The sequence below is a fragment of the Streptomyces sp. CLCI03 genome (assembly GCF_053615355.1).
The window spans coordinates 3,627,501-3,649,105 of the sequence record NZ_CM132132.1 but is presented as its reverse complement, the minus strand read 5'-3'; the positions used below and the strand labels follow the sequence as shown (position 1 = coordinate 3,649,105).

Sequence of the window (21,605 nt, the reverse complement as noted above, 5' to 3'; positions counted from 1 at the left end):
GTACCAGAGAACCTCCGGACAAACCTTGGCCGTTCAGGCCGCGCACCGCTCACGCCCCTCGTACCGCATGGTGTGGTCACCGCGCTCCAGCGCACGCATGTCCAGATCCCGACTCTCCAGCTCCTGCCGGAGGCGGGCCAGCGCGCGGTGCAGAGTGCTCTTCACGGTTCCCGCCGACATTCCGAGCGCCGCTGCCGTCTCCTCGGTGCTCATCTGCTCCCAGTGTCGCAGCACGACCACACTGCGCTGCTTGGGCGCGAGAACCTTGAGGATGTCCATGAGGAGGGCCCGGTCGGCACGCTGGTCGGAGCCGTCCTCGACGGAGGCGTCGGGGAGCTGCTCGGTGGGGACCTCTTCGAGCTTGCGGGCGCGCCACCACTCCGTACGGGTGTTGATCATGACCCGGCGCAGGTAGGCGTCGGCCAGGGACTTGTCGGCGATGCCGTCCCAGCGGCCGTAGGTGCGCACGAGCGCGGTCTGCAGGAGGTCCTGCGCGTCCGTGGGGTCCGGGACCAGGCGCCGGGCACTGCGCAGCAGCGCGTCCTGCCGCGTGCGTACGTACTCCTCGAAACCGAGCACCTCACCGTGCGCCATCTGAGACCGCCTCCACCCGTCCAACCGCTCATCCCCGTGTCCTACGGATTCGAAGGTACGGAGGGGTTGTCACGGGCCTGTGCGAGCCAGCCTTCGGTGGACGCACGGACACCCATAGGTTGTGTAACAGCCCGCGTGAGCTGGGGTTTACCGGCAGGAAGCGGAATCTCCGGGTCAGTTTCGGTCAGGCTCGGGGGAGGGTCTGCGGGGCGACCTGGGGGAGGCCCTGCGGAAGCCGGTAGAAGCCGCCGTCCAGGGGCTCGACCAGCCCGTCGGAGACCAGCCCGTCCAGCGCCCGGGCCCGCTGCACGGGCTCGTCCCAGACCGTGTCGAGCACGGCCTGCGGAACGGCGCCCACCGCCTCCCGGAGCACGGCGAGGAGCTTGCCCCGCACCTGCCGGTCGGTCCCGGCGTACGTCTGCCCGCGCCGCGGCGGACCCTCGTGCGCGGGCTTCCCGGCGAGCCGCCACGCGCACAGCCCGGCCACCGGGCAGCGCGCGCAGTCGGGGTTCTTGGCGGTGCACACCAGCGCGCCGAGCTCCATCGAGGCCGCCGCCCAGCGGGCCGCCGTGGCCTCGTCCTCGGGCAGCAGGGCCCGGGCCAGGCGCCGCTCGGCGGCGGTCGTCGCGTTCGGCGGGTACTCGACCCCGGTCGCGGTGCGCGCGAAGACCCGGCGGACGTTCGTGTCGAGGACGGCGTGCCGCTGCCCGTACGCGAAGGAGGCCACGGCCGCCGCCGTGTACTCGCCGATCCCGGGCAGGGCCAGCAGCTGCGCGTGCTCCCGCGGCACGTCGCCCCCGTGCCGGTCCGTTATGGCGACGGCCGCCCCGTGCAGCCGCAGCGCGCGGCGCGGGTAACCGAGCCGGCCCCAGGCCCGTACGGCCTCGCCGGGGGCTTCGGCGGCCAGGTCCGCGGGGCGGGGCCACCGGGCCAGCCACTGCTCGTAGACCGGCAGGACCCGGTTGACGGGCGTCTGCTGGAGCATGAACTCGCTGACCATCACTCCCCAGGGGCCCGCCTCGGGGCGGCGCCAGGGCAGGTCGCGGGCGTGCTCGTCGAACCACGCGATGACGGGGGAGTGCAGCGCGTGGGAGGAGTCGGGGGATACGGCCGTGGAGGAAGCGGGGGATGCAGTCATGGCAGACGGCATCCTGGCACGTTTCGCCTCCCTCGGCGCGCCGGACCCGGGCCGGCGAACGACGCTCGGCGCTGTCCGTGCTCACCCGACGTAGGGGAAGCGGATCGATCTCCGCGCCAACCCTTTGGCCGGATCTCGGCCCCTCGATTGCGCCCGCGGGATGATCATCGGCAAATCAAAACCTCCGCGCGGCATGTGGGGCACTGATCGGGCCGCGAACTCTCGTAAAGTTCCGTCCGTGGGATCTCTGCGCAATCCGGTCGGGCCGCTCCCCTCCTCCATCTACTGGCGACGGAGGGCTGTGCTGGCTTCCGTTGTCGCGCTCCTCGCGCTCCTCGCCGTATGGACCGTCAGTTCCGGCGGGGGGAGGACGAGTACGAACGGGAAGGGCCAGGACGGCCCCGCCCCCGTCACGTCGATCACCCCGGGTCCGGCCGGCACCGGCCCCGCGATCAGCGCGGCCCCCGGCGGACGCCCCGAGTCCGGCAGCGGCGGGAGCACCGGCTCCCAGGGCGGCTCCACGGGCGGCGCGGGCAAGAACGGTGAACCGGGCGGCGGTTCGGGCTCGAACGGCGGCTCGGGCTCCGGCTCCGGCGGCGCCGCGGGCGGCCCGGCTCCGGTCCCCGCGGACTCCGCACTCCCCACCTGCGCACCGGGCTCCCTGCAGTGGGAGGTCAAGAGCGTGAAGAACGAGTACGAGGCGAACGAGAAGCCGCGCCTCGAACTGGTCGCCCGCAACACCTCCGGAACCACCTGCAAGATCGACCTCGGCCCGAAGCAGGCCGTCCTGACCATCCTTCAGGCGAGCAGCAGCAAGGCCGTCTGGTCCTCGGCGGACTGCCCGGCCGGCGCGGGCAACGCCTTCTTCCGCCTCCCGGCGCAGGGCGAGACCAAGCAGTCACTGGACTGGGACCGCAGGTTCAGCGCCGCCGACCAGTGCCAGACACCTCCGGCCGGGTCCGCGGCCCCCGACACCTACGTGGTCGAGGTCAAGGCCCCGGGCATGCCGGTGGCCCGCACCTCGTTCGTCCTCAAGCAGGACTGACCCGAAACTCTCAGCGGCACTCCCAGCCCCGCCGGTGCTGCTCGGCCCCCCCAGCCCCGCCGGCGTTCGAGGCGCGGGGTGCGGGGTGCGGGGCGGAGCCCCGGCGCGGTGCGCAGGCCGAACGGGCAGGGCAGCCCCACCGATCGGTCGAGCGGAGCCGCAGGCTAGACGTACCGCTCCAGGATGGACGACTCGGCCAGACGGGACAGGCCCTCGCGGACGCTCCGGGCACGGGCCTCGCCCACCCCGTCCACGGCCTGGAGGTCGTCCACGGAAGCGGCGAGGAGCTTCTGCAGCCCGCCGAAGTGCTCCACGAGCCGCTCGATGATCGCGCCCGGCAGCCGCGGCACCTTCGCCAGCAGCCGGTACCCGCGCGGCGACACCGCCGAGTCCAGCGTCTCCGGCGAGCCCGTGTACCCCAGCGCCCGCGCCACGATCGCCAGCTCCAGCAACTCCGGATGCGTCAGCGCGTCCAGCTCCGCCAGCGCCTCGTCCACCGTGCGGGAACGCTTCGCCGTCGGCTCCGGCACGTAGTCCCGGATGACCAGCTCCCGCTCCTGCTCGATCCCGACCGTCAGCTCGTCCAGCTGCAGCGACAGCAGTCGCCCGTCCGTGCCCAGTTCGACCACGTACTCGGCGATCTCGGTCGCGATCCGGCGGACCATTTCCAGCCGCTGCGCGACCGCCGTCACGTCGCGGACCGTCACCAGGTCCTCGATCTCCAGCGCCGACAGCGTGCCCGCGACCTCGTCGAGGCGCAGCTTGTACCGCTCCAGCGTGGCCAGCGCCTGGTTCGCCCGCGACAGGATCGCCCCGGACTCCTCCAGGACCCGCCGCTCCCCGTCCACGTACAGCGCGATCAGCCGCATCGACTGCGACACCGACACCACCGGGAAGCCGCACTGCTTGGAGACGCGGTCGGCCGTACGGTGGCGCGTACCGGTCTCCTCCGTCGGGATGGACGCGTCCGGCACCAGCTGCACACCGGCCCGCAGGATCTTGGTGATGTCCTTGTCGAGGATGAGCGCGCCGTCGAGCTTGCACAGCTCGCGCAGCCGGGTCGCGGTGAACTCCACGTCCAGGACGAAGCCACCGGTGCACATCGCCTCGACGCTCTTGTCCATACCCAGGACGATGAGCCCGCCGGTGTTGCCGCGGACGATCCGTTCCAAGCCGTCACGCAGCGGCTGACCAGGTGCGACCGCGCTCAGCGAGGCGCGCATCATGGCCTCCTGCTTGGAGCTCGCGCCCGACTTCCCGGATGCTGCTGCCCCGTCCTTGGCTGCCACTGCACTCCTCCGGTCGCGGGTTGCGCCGCCCCGCGCCGCGGGCACGAGGACGTGCGTACGGCCGGGCGGACCAGCACAAAGTCTACCGGCGCGCGCCGCGGCCCCGCCGTGGCTTGGCCAGGTAGGGCCCGGGAGGGCCCTTCCCGACCCCCCTGGCGGACCCCCTGACCAGGGGATCGTCCCCCCGGCTCGGCTACTGCTCGGACCGCTCCTTGGCGGGCGTGCGCGAGCGGCCGCGCGGCAACACCCGTAGCGCGTCGCCCATGTCGGCGACCTCGATGACCTTCATCCCGGCCGGCACCTTGCCGGGATCCGCCGGGACCAGCGCGTGCGTGAATCCCAGCCGGTGTGCCTCCGCGAGCCGCCGCTGCACGCCGGTCACCCGCCGCACCTCGCCGGCCAGACCGACCTCGCCGATCGCGACGAGGTTCTTCGGCAGCGGGACGTCACTGGCGGCGGAGGCCAGCGCGAGCGCGATCGCCAGGTCGGCGGCCGGCTCGGTGAGCTTCACCCCACCCACGGTGGCGCTGTAGATGTCGCGCTTGCCGAGCGCCGTGATCCGGCCGCGCTGCTCCAGCACCGCCAGCATCATCGACACGCGCGAGGTCTCCAGGCCCGAGGTCGTGCGCCGGGGGGAGGGGATCTGCGAGTCCACGGTCAACGCCTGCACCTCGGCGACCAGCGGGCGCTTGCCCTCCAGAGTCACCGTCAGGCAGGTACCCGGAACGGCCTCGGCCCGCCGGGTCAGGAACAGCCCGCTCGGGTCGGCGAGCCCGGTGATCCCCTCGTCGTGCAGCTCGAAGCAGCCGACCTCGTCGGTGGCCCCGTACCGGTTCTTGATGCCGCGCACCAACCGCAGCCGGGCGTGCCGGTCGCCCTCGAAGCTCAGCACCACGTCCACGAGGTGCTCCAGCAGTCGGGGACCGGCGATGGCCCCGTCCTTGGTCACGTGGCCGACGAGGAGGGTGGACATGCCGCGCTCCTTGGAGGCCCGGATCAGTGCCCCGGCCACCTCCCGCACCTGGGCCATGCCGCCGGGCGCCCCGTCGATCTCCGGGGAGGCGACGGTCTGTACGGAGTCCAGGATCAGCAGGGAGGGCTTCACGGCGTCGAGATGCCCGAGCACGGCGGACAGATCGGTCTCGGCGGCGAGGTAGAGGTGATCGCTCAGGGCGTTGATCCGGTCGGCCCGAAGCCGCACCTGGCTCGCCGACTCCTCGCCCGTCACGTACAGCGTGCGGTGCTCGTCACTGGCCGCCTTCGCCGCGACGTCCAGCAGCAGGGTCGACTTGCCCACGCCGGGCTCGCCGGCGAGCAGGACGACGGCGCCGGGCACGAGCCCGCCGCCCAGGACGCGGTCCAACTCGTCCACACCGGTGCTGCGAGCGGTCGCGGTCCGGCCGTCGACCTGCCCGATCGGCAGGGCGGCGGTGGAGACCCGGCCCGCGGCGGTGGTCCGCACGGCGGGCGCGCCCATCTCCTCGACGGTGCCCCAGGCCTGGCATTCGGGACAGCGACCGAGCCACTTCGCGGTCGTCCAGCCGCACTCGGTGCAGCGGTAGGACGGCCGGTCCTTGGCGGATGAACGAGCGGTGCGGGCAGCCATGGCGTTCACGGTAGCCGCCCGCACCGACAAGCCGGACCGCGGTGCCGACGACGGGGCCCGGCCGCCTCGACGCGCTCCTCGCCGGTCCGACCACGTCAGGGCCTGCGTCAGCGCCTCACCGATCTGTTCACCCGTAAGGGCTAAAAGTGGCGAAGGCTTCCAGGGCGTCACCGGCGCGCCGCCTACGGTCGCCAGGTGAACAGCAGCGACCAGGCACACTCCTCAGCGCGCACCGGCGCACACCGGGCGCATGGGCGCACGCCCCACGAGGCCGAGCAGCCGCCGCCGTTCCGGCACGAGCCCTACCTGGACGGCCTGTTCACGTACTGCCTGTCGGTCCTGTGCGACCACGACACCGCGACCGACGTGCTCGGGGACGTCCTCGCCGTGGCCGAGCGGCATCCCGGCCGCTGCCCCGACGAGGGGGACCGGCGCGCCTGGCTCTACGCCCTCGCCCGCTGGGGCTGCCTGCACCGGCTCGCCGAGCAGCGGCGCGCACGGCAGGGAGCGCATTCCGCCCGGCGTGCGCCGGAGCACACCCGGCGCGACCGTGCGCCGGGCGGTGACACCGCACCCGACCGAGGCCAGGACGCCCACCGGCCCCTTGACGTGAGCGCCTACCGCCGTACCGAGCTGGCCCGGCTCGCCTGGCCCGAAGCCGCCGGCACCACACCCGAACAGCGCGAAGCCCTCGAACTCGCCGTCCGCCACCGCCTCGGCGTCCCCGAACTCGCCGCCGTCCTCGGCACCCCCGCGGCCACCGCCCGCGAACTGCTCTCCGGCGCCGCCTGCGAGGTCGAACGCACCCGCGCCGCCCTCGCCGTCGTCGAGACCGGCAACTGCCCCAGCGTCTCCCGGCTCACCGGCGACGAAGGCGACGGCAACGTCCTGCTCTCCAGCACCCTGCGCGCCGAGCTCGTCCGCCACGTCGACGACTGCCCCCGCTGCCGCCGCGTCGCCGAACGCGTGGGCGCCGCCGGCCCCTGGCCCGGCTCCGGCGGCATCAACTCCGCCGCGCTCCCCCTCGTACCGGCCCCCCGCACCGCCGTCCACGCCGCGATGCTCCGCTCCGGCCGGGGCCGCGCCCGCCGACCCGCCCCACGCTTCGACCGCACCGGCTTCCCCATGGACCCCAAGGACCGCGTGGCCCGCCGCGACCGGCTGCGCGCCCGCGTGGTGACCACCACCGTCGTCGCCACCGTCGTCGCCGCCCCGGTCCTGGCCCTGTGGGCGGCGTACCGCGGCGGACCCGACACCGGCGAGCCCGCCGTCGGTGACCCCACCCGTATCTCTTCCAGCGAGTCCGAGCTCCCGACCGCACGGACCGACGGCCGCCCGCTGACCGCCTACGAGAACACCGGCAACGCCGCCGCCACCACCGGCGGCCCCGGCTTCGCCCAGAGCGACACCACCTCCGACGTCTCCGTCGAGGTCATCAGCAGCGGCCCGCCCGCCACCCCCGACCAGGCCGGCGACCCGGGCCGCCTCACCGTGGCCGCGTCCGCCCAGGGCGCCGTCACCCTGCTCACCCTCACCGCCACCGGCGGCGCCCCCGTGGACTGGCGGCTCTGGTCCGACGCCCCCTGGCTGCGCGCGAGCCGGACCGCGGGCACGCTCGCCCCAGGAGAATCGGTCACCCTACGGATCGCCGTGGACCCCGAGGGCCAGCCCGTCGGCGCCTGGCGGGCCCGGGTCGGGGTCGACCCGAGCGGTGCGGTGGTCTCCATCCAGGGGCGCGGCCGCCCAGCGGCGACGCCCCCGCCCACCCCCGACCCGACGCAGCCCGCGACGCCGACGCCCTCGCCGGACCCGACCCAGCCGCCCACCCCGACCCCCACGGAGCCGACGATCCCACCGCCGTCCGAGACGCCCACGCCGACCCCGACGGAGGGCTCAGGCGGAACGGTTTCCCCCGCCCCGGACCCGGCCCCGTCGGTGTCACCGGGCCCCTGACCGGGCCTGCGGTCAGGCAGGATCCGCGGGGTGCGGGGCCATCGGCAGCAGCGAGGCCAGGCGCGCCTCGCACAGCTTCACCAGCTCGTCGTAGGCCTCCTTGCCCATCAGCTCCGTCAGCTCGGGGCGGTACGACACGTACACCGGCTCGCCGGCCCCGTGCGCGGAGGTCGCCGACGTGCACCACCAGTGCAGGTCGTGGCCGCCCGGACCCCAGCCGCGGCGGTCGTACTCACCGATCGACACCTGCAGCACGCGCGTGTCGTCCGGCCGGTCGATCCACTCGTACGTCCGACGGATCGGCAGCTGCCAGCAGACGTCGGGCTTGGTCTCCAGCGGCTCCCGACCCTCCTTCACCGCGAGGATGTGCAGCGAGCAACCGGCCCCGGCGGGGAACCCCGGCCGGTTCAGGAAGATGCACGCGCCGTCCCAGCGGCGGGTCTGCTTCTCCCCGTCGTCGTCGTGCTGCGTCCAGCCGCCCTCGCTGCCGACGTCGTGGAACTGCCACAGCTCCGGCGTCAGCCGGGCCACGTGCTGCGCGACGCGCTTCTCGTCGTCCTCGTCGGAGAAGTGCGCGCCGAGCGTGCAGCAGCCGTCGTCGGCCCGCCCCGCCTGGATGCCCTGGCAGCCGCTGCCGAAGATGCAGGTCCAGCGGGAGGTCAGCCAGGTCAGGTCACAGCGGAAGACCTGCTCGTCGTCGGCCGGATCGGGGAACTCCACCCAGGCCCGGGGGAAGTCGAGCCCCTTCTCGTCGGCCGCGACCACGGTCTTGTCCTTACCGCTCTTGGCGTCGGCCTTGGCCTTGCCCTTGCCGGTGTCCTTGCCCGTGTCCTTCTGCGACCGGGTCTTGTTGGCCTTCTTCGTATTTGGCACAAAGCCAAGCCTATGCGCCCCTTACTCAACCCCCGAGTCTTCCTCGCAGTAGCGTTTCCCCCTATGAGACTCGGTGTGCTGGATGTGGGTTCGAATACGGTCCATCTGCTGGTGGTGGACGCGCATCCCGGTGCGCGCCCGCAGCCGGCGCACTCGCACAAGGTGGAGATGAGGCTGGCGGAGCTGCTCGACGAGCGCGGCGCCGTCACCCCCGAGGGCGTCGAGCGTCTCGTCTCGGTGATCGCTGACGCCGTCCAGGCCGCCGAGGACAAGGGGTGCGAGGACGTCCTCCCCTTCGCGACCAGCGCCGTACGCGAGGCCACGAACGCGGACGAGGTCCTCGCCCGGGTCAAGGCCGAGACCGGCGTCGACCTGCCGGTGCTGAGCGGCGAGGACGAGGCCCGCCTCACCTTCCTCGCGGCCCGCCGCTGGTTCGGCTGGTCCGCCGGGAAGCTGCTGGTCCTGGACATCGGTGGCGGCTCGCTGGAGATCGCGTACGGCATCGACGAGGACCCGGACGCGGCCGTCTCCCTCCCCCTGGGCGCGGGGCGCCTCACCTCGGGCTGGCTCCCGGGCGACCCGCCGGACGCGCTGGACATCCGGGCGCTACGGCGACACGTGCGGGCGGAGATCGCCCGCACGGTCGGCGAGTTCAGCCGCTTCGGCGCGCCGGACCACGTGGTGGCGACCTCGAAGACCTTCAAGCAGCTGGCCCGCATCGCGGGCGCGGCCCGCTCGGCGGACGGCCTGTACGTGCAGCGGGACCTGAGCCGCAAGTCCCTTGAGGAATGGGTCCCGCGCCTGGCGGCGATGACCACGGCCCAACGCTCGGCGCTCCCGGGCGTCTCGGAAGGTCGCGCGAACCAGCTCCTGGCCGGAGCCCTGGTCGCGGAGGGCGCGATGGACCTCTTCGGCGTGGAGGAACTGGAGATCTGCCCCTGGGCCCTCCGCGAGGGCGTGATCCTGCGCAGGCTGGACCACATGCCGGCACCGGAGGCGTGAGGGGCGGGGCGGGGCGGGGGCTTCGGGACGGCGGGAGCTGCCCGGGCGGCATCAGGGTGGGGTATGGGGGTTTCCCGTCAGTCCCATCGTCCCTCCGGGGCGGGCCGGTCCCTCAAGGGCGCTCCCTCCGGTCGCGTCACTGCGTGATGGCCTTCGGCCACCCTTGACCGACCGTCCCGCCCCGGAGAAACGAAAGACTGCCGAGAAGCCCCCAAAAGAACGAGCCGGGCGTTCCTTTTCAGGGGCGGGGAGATCACAGCCCCTCAGGCACGTCCGGGTGGGCGAGGTCCCGAGACGGGGCCCTCCGGACCGGCCTCGGGGGCGGTGGGCGCGCCAGATCGCTACGCGCTCCTCATGTCTCAGCGTCCGACGACCGTCCTGGGCCGGACATAGGCCGCCCACGACCGTGATCCGATATCCGACCTGCGTCCGACGACCGCCTGCGGCCGGGCATAGGCCGCCTCGGATCGCCACGTGCCTTTCCAAGACCGCGACCACCGGCCGTCACGGGCTGGTGAGACGCGCTGGGAGGGGTGGACGGTCGACAGCTCCGCTGATCCGTGGTGGATGGGGGTCAGCGCGTGCAGCACTTCAGGAACCCATTCCCAAATAGGGGCAAATTCGGCAAACCATCGGCCTTTCGGGTTGCCATGCGCGCTGACTCGCATCCACGACGGAATAGTCGTTGTCCGACACGTGGAAGAGGTCGCAACCGGCACCTCGGCGTTTGCGTCGCATGGATCATGGGACCCGAATGGCTTTTCTCCCTTATCCCCCTGACGCTCGGCACAGGCTTCCTCGCTTTCGGTGTGTCTGGCCTGCGTCATCTGAGTTCGCTGCGTCGCGAAGGTGCCATCGCCGCGGGGCGAATCGTTCGACACAAAACCAGCGAGGGCAGTGAGGGCGGCACCTTTTACCACCCGGTCGCGGCATGGACGTCCAGGGACGGGCGCGCCTGCGAGCACACATCCAGGTTCGGCCGCGGGAAGGTACCCAAGGCCTTTCGCGTAGGGGCTTCCGTCACGGTCCGATACGACCCCGAAAAACCGAGTCGGTTCTTCATCGTGGGCATGGACGGGAAGGTCCTCGATCTGCTGTTCACCGTGTTGGGGTCGCTCCTCACGGCCGGCACGCTGACGGTCCTGCTCGTGCGACTGGCCACCCTCTGAATGCGACCGATTCCCCCCACCCCATTCATGTGCCCCGGACAGCCTCAGGTCGCGGTCTTGGAGAAGCGCGTAGCGATCTGAGGCGGCTTATGTCCGGCCACAGATGGCCGTCGGACGCGGTGAGCGCGGAATGCCTGGGGTCGTAGGCGGCTTATGTCCGGCCCAGGACGGGCTGGGGACGCTGAGATGTCAGGAGCGCGTAGCGATCGGATGCGCCCCATCGCCACCGACACGCATCTCTCATGGGCCCGTCTCGGGGCCGTGCCCACGGGGATCGCCCTGGGGGCTCTGATCTCCCCGCCCCTGAAAAGGAACGCCCGGCTCGTTCTTTTGGGGGCTTCTCGGCAGTCTTTCGTTTCTCCGGGGCGGGACGGTCGGTCAAGGGTGGCCGCAGGCCATCACGCAGTGACGCGACCGGAGGGAGCGCCCTTGAGGGACCGGCCCGACCCGGAGGGACGATGGGACTGACGGGAAACCCCCATGCCCCACCCTGATGCCGCCCGAGTGGACCCCGCCGTCCCCACCCCCGTCGCACCCGTCCGACGTCGGCCGAGCGGCTCCCGCTCCCCGAAGCCCCCGCCCCCCCCGAGCCCCCGCGTGGCCGCCGTCACGGTCAGCGGGCGGTCCGGGCCCGTACCCTGTCTCCGTGGCAGAACCAGTCCGTGTCCCGAGCGCGAAAGTCGCCCTCTCCACCGCCTCCGTGTATCCGGAGTCGACGGCGACCGCCTTCGAGATCGCCGCGCGCCTCGGTTACGACGGCGTCGAGGTGATGGTCTGGACGGATCCGGTCAGTCAGGACGTCGACGCCCTGCGCCGTCTGTCGGACCACCACGGAGTGCCGATCCTGGCCGTGCACGCGCCCTGTCTGCTGATCACCCAGCGGGTCTGGTCCACCGATCCGTGGACCAAGCTGCAGCGCGCCCAGGCCGCGGCCGAGCGGCTCGGGGCGAGCACCGTGGTCGTGCATCCGCCGTTCCGCTGGCAGCGCCAGTACGCGCGGGACTTCGTCTCCGGCATCTGGCGGATGGCCGACGAGACCGACGTGCGGTTCGCCGTGGAGAACATGTACCCGTGGCGCTACCGCGACCGCGAGATGCTCGCGTACGCCCCCGAGTGGGACGTGACGAAGGACGACTACCGCCACTTCACGGTCGACCTGTCGCACACCGCGACCGCCCGTACCGACGCCACCGCGATGATCGACCGCATGGGCGACCGGCTCGCGCACATCCACCTCGCCGACGGGAACGGCTCGGCCAAGGACGAGCACCTGGTTCCGGGCCGCGGTACGCAGCCCTGCGCCGAGCTGCTGGAGAGCCTCGCGCGGACCTCGTTCGACGGGCACGTGGTGATCGAGGTCAACACCCGTCGGGCGATGTCCTCCGCCGAGCGCGAGGCCGATCTCGCCGAGGCGCTGGCCTTCACCCGCCTGCACCTCGCCACCACCGCCACCCCCACCACCGAGCGCGACAGGGCCCGCCGACGGTGAGCGACACCCCGGACGCGCCCAAGCCGCGCCGTCGTGGCCCCGGCCGGCCCCGGCAGGACGAGGCCGACGACGGCCCCGGCACCCAGGAGCGCATCCGGCTCGCCGCCCGTGAGGTGTTCGCGGAGCGCGGGTACGACAAGACGTCCGTGCGCGGCATCGCGAAGGTCGCCGGTGTCGACCCGGCGCTGGTGCACCACTACTTCGGCAGCAAGGACGATCTGTTCGCCGCCGCCATCGAGGTCAGCATCGAGCCCGCCCTGGTGGTCCCCGCGGTCATCGGCGAGGGCCCGGACGGCGTCGGCGAGCGCCTCGCCCGCTATTTCCTCGGCGTCTGGGAGAACCCGGTCACCCGGGTCCCGCTGCTCGCCGTGATCCGCTCCGCGCTGACCCACGAGGCCGCCGCCAAGGTGCTGCGCGAGCTGGTGCTGCGCCGGCTGCTGGCGCGGGTCGCCGCCGATCTCGACGTCCCGGACCCGACCTTCCGGGCCGAGCTGGCCGCCTCCCACATGGTCGGCATCGCGATCCTGCGCTACGTGGTCCAGGTGGAGCCCCTGGCATCCGCCGACCCGGAGAAGATCGTGGCGCTGGTGGCGCCCACCCTCCAGCGGTACCTGACCGAGGAATGAGCCGTCCGTCCCGGCATCCGGACATGCCGTCCGGATCGCGGGCGGTGGGCGTAGCCTCGTATCTGAGCCATATCCGCAGTCGCGGCTGACCGTACAGCCGCACTCATGGGGAGTGAAACCGCATGCCCGAGCTGAGGTCCCGCACCGTCACCCACGGCCGCAACATGGCAGGCGCGCGTGCGCTGATGCGCGCGTCGGGCGTAGCGAGCGCGGACATCGGCAAGCCGATCGTCGCGGTCGCCAACTCCTTCACCGAATTCGTGCCCGGTCACACGCACCTGGCCCCGGTCGGTCGGATCGTCTCCGACGCCATCCGTGCCGCCGGTGCGATCCCCCGCGAGTTCAACACCATCGCGGTCGACGACGGCATCGCCATGGGCCACGGCGGCATGCTGTACTCCCTCCCGTCCCGCGACCTGATCGCGGACTCGGTCGAGTACATGGTCGAGGCGCACTGCGCCGACGCGCTGATCTGCATCTCCAACTGCGACAAGATCACCCCCGGCATGCTGATGGCCGCCATGCGCCTCAACATCCCGGTCGTCTTCGTCTCCGGCGGCCCGATGGAGGCCGGTCAGGCGACCCTCGTCGACGGCACCGTCCGCAAGCTGGACCTGATCGACGCCATGGTCGACGCCTCCAACGAGAACGTCTCCGACGAGGACGTGCTGCGCATCGAGGAGAACGCCTGTCCCACCTGCGGTTCCTGTAGCGGCATGTTCACCGCCAACTCGATGAACTGCCTCGCCGAGGCCATCGGCCTGGCCCTCCCGGGCAACGGTTCGGTCCTCGCCACGCACACCGCCCGCCGCGCCCTGTACGAGGACGCCGGCCGCACGGTCGTGGAGATCACCAAGCGCTACTACGAGGACGGCGACGAGTCCGTCCTGCCGCGCAACATCGCCACCCGCGAGGCCTTCGAGAACGCCATGGCCCTCGACATCGCGATGGGCGGCTCGACGAACACGATCCTGCACCTGCTGGCCGCGGCGCAGGAAGCGGGCCTGGACTACGACCTCACCGACATCGACGCCGTCTCGCGCCGGGTCCCGTGCCTGGCCAAGGTCGCGCCGAACGTGGCGCCCGGCGGCACGTACTACATGGAGGACATCCACCGCGCCGGTGGCATCCCCGCGATCCTGGGCGAGCTGCACCGCGGCGGTCTCCTCAACAAGGACATCACCACCGTCCACTCGGAGGGCCTGGAGGACTGGCTGGCGAAGTGGGACGCCCGCTCCGGCACGGCCACCGACACGGCCATGGAGCTGTGGCACGCGGGCCCCGGCTGCGAGCGCTCCGCCACCGCCTTCTCCCAGTCCCGGCGCTGGGAGACCCTCGACCTGGACGCCGAGGGCGGCTGCATCCGCTCGGTGCAGCACGCGTACTCCAAGGACGGCGGCCTCGCCGTCCTGCGCGGCAACATCGCCGAGGACGGTTGTGTCGTGAAGACCGCCGGTGTCGACGAGTCGATCTGGACCTTCGAGGGTCCGGCGGTTGTCTGCGAGTCGCAGGACGAGGCCGTCGACAAGATCCTCCGCAAGGAGATCAAGGCGGGCGACGTGGTCGTCATCCGTTACGAGGGCCCGCGCGGCGGACCCGGTATGCAGGAGATGCTCTACCCGACCTCCTTCCTCAAGGGCCGCGGCCTCGGCAAGGTCTGCGCGTTGGTGACGGACGGCCGCTTCTCCGGCGGTACCTCGGGCCTGTCCATCGGCCACGCCTCCCCGGAGGCGGCCTCGGGCGGCACCATCGCGGTCGTCGAGGACGGCGACCGGATCCGCATCGACATCCCGAACCGGTCCATCGAGGTCCTGGTCGACGAGGCCACCCTGGCGGCCCGCCACGAGGCCCTCGGTGGCGTGTACGCCCCGAAGAACCGTGAGCGCAAGGTCTCCGCGGCCCTGCGCGCCTACGCCGCGATGGCCACCAGCGCAGACAAGGGCGCGGTCCGCGACGTCTCGCTCCTGGGCTGACGTCCCTGGGCCGACGACCCCGGTCCGACGGCCGACCCCACAGGCACCCCGCCGGCGCCCCCGCCCTCCGGTGCGGGGGCGCCGCCGTCTCACCAGGCGCCCGGATTCCCCGCCCGCACCGCGAACACCGTCCCGTCGGGCGCACCCGTGAACACCTGGCCGCCGCCGACCGCGGGCGCGGGCAGGGTGGAGGTGTACTTGGCGCCGTTGTCGGCCATGCGAGGCTCGGTCTGGCCCGCCGGTCGCCCGCTGACCGCGTCGACGGCGAGGAGCCGTCCGTCCGGGGCGGCCAGGAACACCCGGCCGTCGGCGAACACCGGTCGTGAGGCCACGGCCACGCCTGTCTCCAGCCGCCACTGCTCCTGGGCCGTGCCGACCGCGACCAGCGTGCCGGAGGTCCCGAACAGGTACACGGTGCCGTCCTGGCCCACCGTCGGCTCCGCGTCGTAGACCGGCGCCGTCAGCCGCACGTGCTGCACCCCGTGCGCCGCCAGGTCGACGCGCACGACCGCGCCGGTCCGGGAGGACGCGTCGAGGTCCAGCAGGAACAGCCCGCCCCGCGCCACGCCGATCGGGCGCAGCCGTCCCGCCGTCCGGATCTGCCAGCGGACGGTTCCGTCCGCCGGTTCCACCGCGGCGAGTTGGGTGGATCCGCTGTCGCTGCCGGGCGTCGCCGCGTACAGCCCGGGTGTTCCGGACTCGTCGGTGCCGCCCCACCACTCGGCGCCCGTCCCGCCGATCCGCCGGGTCCAGCGTTCCGTGCCGGTGGCCGCGTCCAGCGCGGTGACGCTGCCGGTCGTTCCCACGAGCAGGACCTGCCCGCCCGCGGTCACCACCTGTGAGCCGCCCGGCAGCTTGCGCCGCCAGGTCTCCGTTCCCGTGCCCGGGTCCAGGGCCTGGAGGGTCTCGCTGCCGGGTGCCACGACGAGTACCCGTCCGCCCGCGTGGACCGGCGCGCCGACGGCCGTCGTCCGGGGTGCCTGGGTGGCGGCCTCCACCGCCCACACGGTGGTGCCGTCCGTGGGGTCCAGTCGGGCCGCGACGAGGCCCGGCCCGGCGCAGTAGAGAGCCGCCGACTGCCAGGAGCAGGCCCCGATCCGGCTGCCCGTACCGGGCTTGCCCAAGGGGACGGCCCAGGGGGTGAAGGTCTTCCGCGGCGCCGGCTCGGTCCGCGTGGCGATCCGGTCGGTGGGTCCGGCGTCCGGTCCGAACCACTGGTACCCGCCGACCGCGGCGACGCCGACGAGCAGCAGTCCGACCCCGATCCCGACGGCCGGGCGGGTGCGCCGGCGGATCGGCTCGGGCGCGGCGGCGCCGCGCACCCGCTGGTGCGTGACCTGCTCCGATTCGGCGGGCTGCCGCTGCCGGGGGACGAAGGCCTGGGTGTCCTCGGCGGTCGGGTACGCGATCGCCCGCATCTCGGCGATCAGCTCCTCGGCGGTGGGCCGTTCCGCCGGGTCCTTCGCCAGGCACCGGGCGACGAGCGGGGCGAGCCGTGGCGGCAGCCCGGTCAGATCGGGCTCGCTGTGCACCACCTGGTACGCCACCAGGTAGTGGCTGTCCGAGTCGAAGGGGCCGTGTCCCGTCGCCGCGTGCACGAGCACGGATCCCAGGGCGAAGACGTCCGCGGCCGTTCCCACGTCGCGGGGTCGTTGGAACTGCTCGGGCGCCATGTACGGGGGAGTGCCGATCAGCTTCCCGGTCTCGGTCCGCAGGTCGCTGTCCGCCGGACGCGAGATCCCGAAGTCGATGACCCGTACGCCGTCCGGAGCCATCAGTACGTTGCTGGGCTTGAGGTCCCGGTGGACCACTCCGGCCCGGTGGATGTCGCGCAGGGCCTCGGCCAGGCCGGCGGCGAGCCGGGTCAGTTCGACGGGGCCGAGGACCTGTTCCCGTACGCGTTCGGCGAGCGTCGGCGCGTCGATGAACAGGGTGGCCATCCAAGGCCGTTCGGCATCGGGGTCGGCGTCCACGACGGGCGCGGTGAACGCTCCGCTCACCCGCCGCGCGGCGGCGACCTCCTGCCGGAAGCGGGCCCGGAACTCCGGATCGACCGCGTGCTCGGGGTGCACGATCTTGACGGCGAGTTTCAGCCCCGAGTCGGACGTGGCCAGATGGACGACGCCCATCCCTCCGGAACCGAGCACCGATTCGAGCCGGTACTGCCCGGCGTACTCCGGAAATCCCACGTAGTCCGCGCGCAGCGAATGCACCGCTCACCACCCCCGTCGGAGCCTAGTCGATGACCCCTGCGCATCTCCAAGGTCCTGCTACCCTGCGCGAGTTGCGCAGGGCAACGCCCATGGGGGGAGATTTCGTATGTCGGTGGAGAACGATTCGAGCCAAATCCAGAGCATGGCGGGTGGTTCCGGCTACCCGATGTTCCCGGTCGCCCCGGGCACGCGGCTGAACGTCCGCAACGGTCCCGGTACCAACTACTCGGTCATCGAGGTCCTGCCGCTCGGCGCGACCGTCTCGCTCCGCTGCCAGTGCGAGGGCACCACGGTCTCGGGTCCGTACGGTACGACGGACATCTGGGACTGCATCGGCAACGGCCGGTTCGTCTCCGACGCGTACGTGCGTACCGGCAGCGACGGCTACGTCACCAACCAGTGCGGCTGATCGTCCGGGGCGGAGTCCGGTGATCGGCGGACGGGGCGCCGCGCACCGGCGTCCCGTCCGACACGTCTGACACGTCTGACACGTGAGACACACCCGGCCCGATCGGCCCGGCGGGGGATAATCGCTGATGTGAGCGACGACCAGCGAGACCAGACCCCCGCCGAGCCGGCCGCGCAGGCCTCGGTGCCCGCCGGCCCGCAGCCCGAGCCGATCCGGTTCTTCGGCACCACCTGGGTCGAGCACGACGGCCACTACGCCCTGCTCCGCGTCGGCCTCGCCATCGGCTCGCTGGCCACCGCCATCTCCTCCGCCTTGATGCTCCGCTTCGCGTACGAGGGGCTGGAGATCGGCAACGTCGGCCCCTTCCTCAGCATCTCGGTCGTCGTCCTGTTCGCGATCGCCAGCTCGATCGCCTTCACCAAGACCTGGGCCTCCTTCAGCCGTCGCCCGGCCCCGTCCTCGGACGAGGCCGCCCTCAAGGGCCTGAAGACCATCGGTTTCATCGGCTCCCTGATCGCGTACTTCCTGCGCTGCCTCGGGGAGGCGCCGGGCGAGAAGCTCCGCCGCGCCGAGTACGAGCGCGCCCAGGTCGAGTACGCCCGCCGCCGCAGCACCCGTACGGGCAATCCGGCCGCCCGCCGCCCCAAGCGCAAGAAGTAGTCGTCCCCGCGCGGCGCCGGCGGCGCCTGCGGCGAGCGGCGGCCCGCCCGCTTCCTTTCCGACGATTGACGTCCTGGCACCGCCAGGAGCATTATTCATCACATGATGAATAAGCAGCCCGAGGGAGACCCGGCCGCCGTCCACGCCCATGACCTGACCGTCCGCCGAGGCACCGGCCGTACTCCCCGCACCGTCCTCGACTTCCTCGCCTTCGACGTGCCCCGCGGCCGCATCACCGGCCTCCTCGGCCCCTCCGGCTGCGGAAAGTCCACGCTCATGCGCGCCGTCGTCGGCACCCAGGCCCACGTCACCGGCACCCTCGACGTCCTCGGCCACCCCGCCGGCCACCCCCGGCTGCGCTCCCGCATCGGCTACGTCACCCAGGCGCCCAGCGTCTACGACGACCTCACCGTCCGGCAGAACCTCGACTACTTCGCCGCCGTCCTCGACCCCGGCCGAGCCGCCGCCGACCGTCGCGCCGCCGCCGTCACCCGCGCCATCACCGACGTCGACCTCACCAGCCGCGCCGGTGCCCTCGCCGGCAACCTCTCCGGCGGCCAACGCAGCCGCGTCTCCCTCGCCGTCGCCCTGCTCGGCACCCCCGAGCTCCTGGTCCTCGACGAACCCACCGTCGGCCTCGACCCCGTCCTGCGCCGCGACCTGTGGAACCTCTTCCACGACATCACCGCCACCCGCGGCGCCACGATCCTCGTCTCCTCCCACGTCATGGACGAGGCCGAGCGCTGCCACGACCTGCTCCTCATGCGCGAGGGCCGCATCCTCGCCCAGGACACCCCCGACGCACTGCGCACCCGCACCCACGCCACCACCGTCGAGGAGGGCTTCCTGCGCCTCGTCGACGAAGCCAACGCCAACGCCGCCGCCGTCGCCGCGAACGCCTCCGACGTCACCGCCATCCGGGAGCAGAGCCGATGAACGCCGCCCGCACCACCGCCACCGCCGCCCGCGTCCTGCGCCAGCTCCGCCACGACCCGCGCTCCATCGCGCTGATGCTCCTGGTCCCCGTACTGATGCTCACGCTGCTGCGCTTCGTCTTCGACGGCAGCCCCAAGACCTTCGACGGCATCGGCGCCTCACTCCTCGGGATCTTCCCCCTCATCACCATGTTCCTGGTGACCTCCATCGCCACCCTGCGCGAACGCACCTCCGGAACCCTGGAGCGCCTCCTCGCCATGCCGCTGGGCAAGGGCGACCTCATCGCCGGCTACGCCCTCGCCTTCGGCGCCGTCGCCGTCCTCCAGTCCCTCCTCGCCACCGGCCTCGCCCTCTGGGCCCTCGGCCTCGACGTCGTCGGATCCCCCTGGCTCCTGCTCCTCGTAGCCCTCCTCGACGCCCTCCTCGGCACCGCACTCGGCCTCTTCGTCTCCGCCTTCGCCGCGTCCGAGTTCCAGGCCGTCCAGTTCATGCCGGCGGTGATCTTCCCCCAGCTGCTCCTGTGCGGCCTCTTCGCCGCCCGCGACACCATGCACCCCGTCCTCGAAGGCCTCTCCGACGTCCTGCCCATGTCCTACGCCGTCGACGGCATGACCCAGGTCCTCACCCACACCGACATGACCGCCGACTTCGTCCGCGACGCCGCGATCGTCGCCACCTGCGCCCTGCTCGTCCTCGCCCTCGGCGCGGTCACCCTCCGCCGCCGCACCCCCTGACCGAACGCCTTGACCGCACTACGGACAGCACCTCCCCGTTCCCCGCCCGGGTGCAAGGATGAGGACGTATACGTAGCTCACGCGCAAGCACAGTTCGGCGAGGTGGATCGGGCATGACCCAGACAGTCGCAGTCCTCGGTACCGGCAAGATCGGCGAGGCCCTGCTCAGCGGAATGATCCGCGGCGGCTGGCCCGCCGCGAAGCTCCTCGTCACCGCCCGCCGCGCCGAACGGGCCGAGGAACTGCGCACCCGCTACGGGGTCGAGGCCGTCACCAACGCCGAAGCCGCCAAGCGCGCCGACACCCTCATCCTCACCGTCAAGCCCCAGGACATGGCCAAGCTCCTCGACGAGCTCGCCCCGCACGTCCCCGCCGACCGCCTGGTCATCAGCGGGGCCGCCGGCGTTCCCACGGCCTTCTTCGAGGAACGGCTCAGCCCCGGCACCCCCGTCGTCCGCGTCATGACGAACACCCCCGCCCTCGTCGACGAGGCCATGTCCGTCATCTCCGCCGGCAGCCACGCCACCGCGGGACACCTCGCCCACACCGAGGAGATCTTCGGCAGCGTCGGCAAGACCCTGCGCGTCCCCGAGTCCCAGCAGGACGCGGCCACCGCCCTCTCCGGCTCCGGACCCGCCTACTTCTACTTCCTCGTCGAGGCCATGACCGACGCCGGCATCCTCCTCGGACTGCCCCGCGCCCAGGCCCACGACCTGATCGTCCAGGCCGCCATCGGCGCCGCCGTCATGCTCCGCGACAGCGGCGAACACCCGGTCAAGCTCCGCGAGGCCGTCACCTCCCCGGCCGGCACGACGATCAACGCCATCGTCGAGCTGGAGAAGCACGGCGTACGCGCCGCCCTCATCGCCGCCCTGGAAGCGGCCCGCGACCGCAGCCGCGAGCTCGCCTCCGGCAACAGCTGACACAGCCGTGACGGGTGGGGGTCCCGCGGCTCGCGGGACCCCCACCCGTCACGGCTCCAGCAGCCCGATGGCCCGGTACGCCCGGTCCACCACCGGCCGCGCCAGCTGCCTGGCCCGCTCCGCACCCTCCCGCAGCACCTTCTCCACCTCCGCCGGATCGCCCGCCAGCTCCGCGTGCCGCTCCTGCAACGGCCGCAACAGCTCGACCACCGCGTCGGCGACATCCCGCTTCAGCGCCCCGTAGCCGCTGTACCCCTCGGCGAGCACGGCCGGATCACCCCCGGTACACGCCGCCAGGATGTCCAGCAGATTCGCGACCCCCGGCCGGGCCTCCCGGTCGTAGACCACCCCGTCGTCCCCACTGTCGGTGACCGCCCGCATCACCTTCTTGCGCACGACCCCGGGCTCGTCGAGCAGATAGACGATCCCCGCCCCGCTCTCGTGGGACTTCCCCATCTTCGACGTCGGGTCCTGCAGGTCCATGACCCGCGCGGCCACCGCCGGCAGCGTGGCCTTCGGGACGGTGAAGGTGTGCCCGTATCGCTGGTTGAACCGCACCGCCAGATCCCGGGTCAGTTCGACGTGCTGCCGCTGGTCCTCCCCGACCGGCACCTCCTGCGCCCCGTACGCCAGGATGTCGGCGGCCATCAGCACGGGATAGGTGAGCAGCGACAGCCGCACGCCTTCCCCGGAGACCTGGGCCTTCGCCGCCTTCTCCTTGTACTGGATCATCCGCCGGAGCTCCCCGTCGGTGGCGGTGCACTCCAGGAGGTACGCCAGCCGGGTGTGCTCGTCGACATGGCTCTGTACGAAGAGGGTGCACCGCTGTGGATCCAGCCCGGCGGCCAGGAACAACGTCGCGGCCTGGCGGCTCAGCCTTCGTACGCGCGCCGGCTCGTGCTCGACGGTCAGCGCGTGCAGATCGACGACGCAGAACAGTGCGGACTCGGGCGTCCGGTCGGCGGCGACCCAC

Annotated in this window: 18 protein-coding genes and 1 pseudogene (1 of these 19 only partly in view); 12 read left to right on the top strand and 7 right to left on the bottom strand. The window is 72.5% G+C overall.

Features of this window, described 5'->3' with window-relative positions:
* Positions 1-33: 33 nt before the first annotated feature.
* Positions 34-594 carry a SigE family RNA polymerase sigma factor gene (locus ACWG52_RS16720; RefSeq protein ID WP_030010715.1) on the bottom strand — a complete coding sequence of 187 codons (561 nt, stop codon included), beginning with the start codon at positions 592-594 and terminating at the stop codon, positions 34-36.
* Between the two features lie 184 nt (positions 595-778).
* Positions 779-1,732, bottom strand: coding sequence for an HhH-GPD family protein (locus ACWG52_RS16715; RefSeq protein WP_389803406.1), 954 nt, complete (start codon positions 1,730-1,732; stop codon positions 779-781).
* A 301-nt stretch (positions 1,733-2,033) separates the two neighbouring features.
* On the opposite strand from ACWG52_RS16715, the gene ACWG52_RS16710 reads away from it, so the two are divergent.
* Positions 2,034-2,777: a hypothetical protein gene (locus tag ACWG52_RS16710; RefSeq protein WP_389803403.1), complete on the top strand. Its 744-nt coding sequence runs from the start codon at positions 2,034-2,036 to the stop codon at positions 2,775-2,777.
* 164 nt (positions 2,778-2,941) lie between these two features.
* Here the strand turns inward: ACWG52_RS16710 and disA are convergent, their stop codons facing one another.
* Together disA and radA are read right to left on the bottom strand one after the other, a co-directional pair.
* On the bottom strand, positions 2,942-4,066 hold the full coding sequence (gene disA, locus ACWG52_RS16705) for a DNA integrity scanning diadenylate cyclase DisA (RefSeq protein WP_030727101.1): 1,125 nt from the start codon (positions 4,064-4,066) through the stop codon (positions 2,942-2,944).
* 193 nt (positions 4,067-4,259) lie between these two features.
* The gene (gene radA / locus ACWG52_RS16700; protein ID WP_389803398.1) at positions 4,260-5,672 is read right to left on the bottom strand and encodes a DNA repair protein RadA; all 1,413 of its coding nucleotides are present in this window, start codon (positions 5,670-5,672) and stop codon (positions 4,260-4,262) included.
* Positions 5,673-5,867: 195 nt separating this feature from the next.
* Here radA and ACWG52_RS16695 point away from each other — a divergent pair, with 195 nt between their 5' ends.
* Positions 5,868-7,625, top strand: a complete 1,758-nt coding sequence (locus ACWG52_RS16695; protein WP_389803396.1) for a BACON domain-containing protein — start codon at positions 5,868-5,870, stop codon at positions 7,623-7,625.
* 12 nt (positions 7,626-7,637) lie between these two features.
* Here the strand turns inward: ACWG52_RS16695 and ACWG52_RS16690 are convergent, their stop codons facing one another.
* Positions 7,638-8,390 (bottom strand): hypothetical protein, encoded by a 753-nt coding sequence (locus ACWG52_RS16690; protein WP_051763156.1) that lies wholly within the window; start codon positions 8,388-8,390, stop codon positions 7,638-7,640.
* Positions 8,391-8,561: 171 nt separating this feature from the next.
* Between ACWG52_RS16690 and ACWG52_RS16685 the strand changes: the two genes are divergently transcribed.
* From ACWG52_RS16685 to ilvD, 5 genes and pseudogenes are all read left to right on the top strand, one after another.
* The gene (locus ACWG52_RS16685) at positions 8,562-9,500 is read left to right on the top strand and encodes a Ppx/GppA phosphatase family protein (protein WP_033219156.1); all 939 of its coding nucleotides are present in this window, start codon (positions 8,562-8,564) and stop codon (positions 9,498-9,500) included.
* Positions 9,501-10,150: 650 nt separating this feature from the next.
* Positions 10,151-10,555: pseudogene (locus tag ACWG52_RS16680) on the top strand (DUF3592 domain-containing protein); the annotation flags it as partial.
* A 760-nt stretch (positions 10,556-11,315) separates the two neighbouring features.
* Positions 11,316-12,158 (top strand): sugar phosphate isomerase/epimerase family protein, encoded by an 843-nt coding sequence (locus tag ACWG52_RS16675; protein WP_386026380.1) that lies wholly within the window; start codon positions 11,316-11,318, stop codon positions 12,156-12,158.
* Positions 12,155-12,784: a TetR/AcrR family transcriptional regulator gene (locus ACWG52_RS16670; protein ID WP_033227098.1), complete on the top strand. Its 630-nt coding sequence runs from the start codon at positions 12,155-12,157 to the stop codon at positions 12,782-12,784. Before ACWG52_RS16675 ends, ACWG52_RS16670 begins: the two co-directional genes overlap by 4 nt.
* A gap of 122 nt (positions 12,785-12,906) precedes the next feature.
* Entirely contained in the window at positions 12,907-14,757 is a 1,851-nt protein-coding gene (gene ilvD, locus ACWG52_RS16665) for a dihydroxy-acid dehydratase (protein ID WP_033227084.1), read from the top strand.
* A gap of 89 nt (positions 14,758-14,846) precedes the next feature.
* Here the strand turns inward: ilvD and ACWG52_RS16660 are convergent, their stop codons facing one another.
* Positions 14,847-16,970, bottom strand: coding sequence for a serine/threonine-protein kinase (locus ACWG52_RS16660; protein ID WP_453128935.1), 2,124 nt, complete (start codon positions 16,968-16,970; stop codon positions 14,847-14,849).
* 142 nt (positions 16,971-17,112) lie between these two features.
* On the opposite strand from ACWG52_RS16660, the gene ACWG52_RS16655 reads away from it, so the two are divergent.
* The 5 genes from ACWG52_RS16655 to proC all read left to right on the top strand — a co-directional run bounded on the left by ACWG52_RS16655 (position 17,113) and on the right by proC (position 20,632).
* Positions 17,113-17,379 carry a peptidase gene (locus ACWG52_RS16655; protein ID WP_375942155.1) on the top strand — a complete coding sequence of 89 codons (267 nt, stop codon included), beginning with the start codon at positions 17,113-17,115 and terminating at the stop codon, positions 17,377-17,379.
* Positions 17,380-17,508: 129 nt separating this feature from the next.
* Positions 17,509-18,039 carry a hypothetical protein gene (locus tag ACWG52_RS16650; RefSeq protein ID WP_389803383.1) on the top strand — a complete coding sequence of 177 codons (531 nt, stop codon included), beginning with the start codon at positions 17,509-17,511 and terminating at the stop codon, positions 18,037-18,039.
* A gap of 102 nt (positions 18,040-18,141) precedes the next feature.
* The gene (locus ACWG52_RS16645; RefSeq protein WP_453128934.1) at positions 18,142-18,975 is read left to right on the top strand and encodes an ABC transporter ATP-binding protein; all 834 of its coding nucleotides are present in this window, start codon (positions 18,142-18,144) and stop codon (positions 18,973-18,975) included.
* The gene (locus tag ACWG52_RS16640; RefSeq protein WP_033227095.1) at positions 18,972-19,709 is read left to right on the top strand and encodes an ABC transporter permease; all 738 of its coding nucleotides are present in this window, start codon (positions 18,972-18,974) and stop codon (positions 19,707-19,709) included. Before ACWG52_RS16645 ends, ACWG52_RS16640 begins: the two co-directional genes overlap by 4 nt.
* Before the next feature lie 113 nt (positions 19,710-19,822).
* The gene (proC, locus tag ACWG52_RS16635) at positions 19,823-20,632 is read left to right on the top strand and encodes a pyrroline-5-carboxylate reductase (RefSeq protein WP_389803374.1); all 810 of its coding nucleotides are present in this window, start codon (positions 19,823-19,825) and stop codon (positions 20,630-20,632) included.
* 48 nt (positions 20,633-20,680) lie between these two features.
* On the opposite strand, the gene trpS is transcribed toward proC, so the two are convergent.
* Positions 20,681-21,605, bottom strand: the 3' portion of a protein-coding gene (trpS, locus tag ACWG52_RS16630) for a tryptophan--tRNA ligase (protein ID WP_033227097.1). Its footprint extends 83 nt past the window's final position; the window shows 925 of its 1,008 coding nt (coding positions 84-1,008); its start codon lies off the right edge, out of view; its stop codon occupies positions 20,681-20,683.

What these genes read in the sequence shown, in the direction of transcription:
- ACWG52_RS16720 (WP_030010715.1), bottom strand. Translation starts at nt 594, where the DNA reads ATGGCGCACGGTGAGGTGCTCGGTTTCGAGGAGTACGTACGCACGCGG.
- ACWG52_RS16715 (WP_389803406.1), bottom strand. Translation starts at nt 1,732, where the DNA reads ATGACTGCATCCCCCGCTTCCTCCACGGCCGTATCCCCCGACTCCTCC.
- radA (WP_389803398.1), bottom strand. Translation starts at nt 5,672, where the DNA reads ATGGCTGCCCGCACCGCTCGTTCATCCGCCAAGGACCGGCCGTCCTAC.
- ACWG52_RS16685 (WP_033219156.1), top strand. Translation starts at nt 8,562, where the DNA reads ATGAGACTCGGTGTGCTGGATGTGGGTTCGAATACGGTCCATCTGCTG.
- ilvD (WP_033227084.1), top strand. Translation starts at nt 12,907, where the DNA reads ATGCCCGAGCTGAGGTCCCGCACCGTCACCCACGGCCGCAACATGGCA.
- ACWG52_RS16655 (WP_375942155.1), top strand. Translation starts at nt 17,113, where the DNA reads ATGGCGGGTGGTTCCGGCTACCCGATGTTCCCGGTCGCCCCGGGCACG.
- ACWG52_RS16645 (WP_453128934.1), top strand. Translation starts at nt 18,142, where the DNA reads ATGATGAATAAGCAGCCCGAGGGAGACCCGGCCGCCGTCCACGCCCAT.
- ACWG52_RS16640 (WP_033227095.1), top strand. Translation starts at nt 18,972, where the DNA reads ATGAACGCCGCCCGCACCACCGCCACCGCCGCCCGCGTCCTGCGCCAG.
- proC (WP_389803374.1), top strand. Translation starts at nt 19,823, where the DNA reads ATGACCCAGACAGTCGCAGTCCTCGGTACCGGCAAGATCGGCGAGGCC.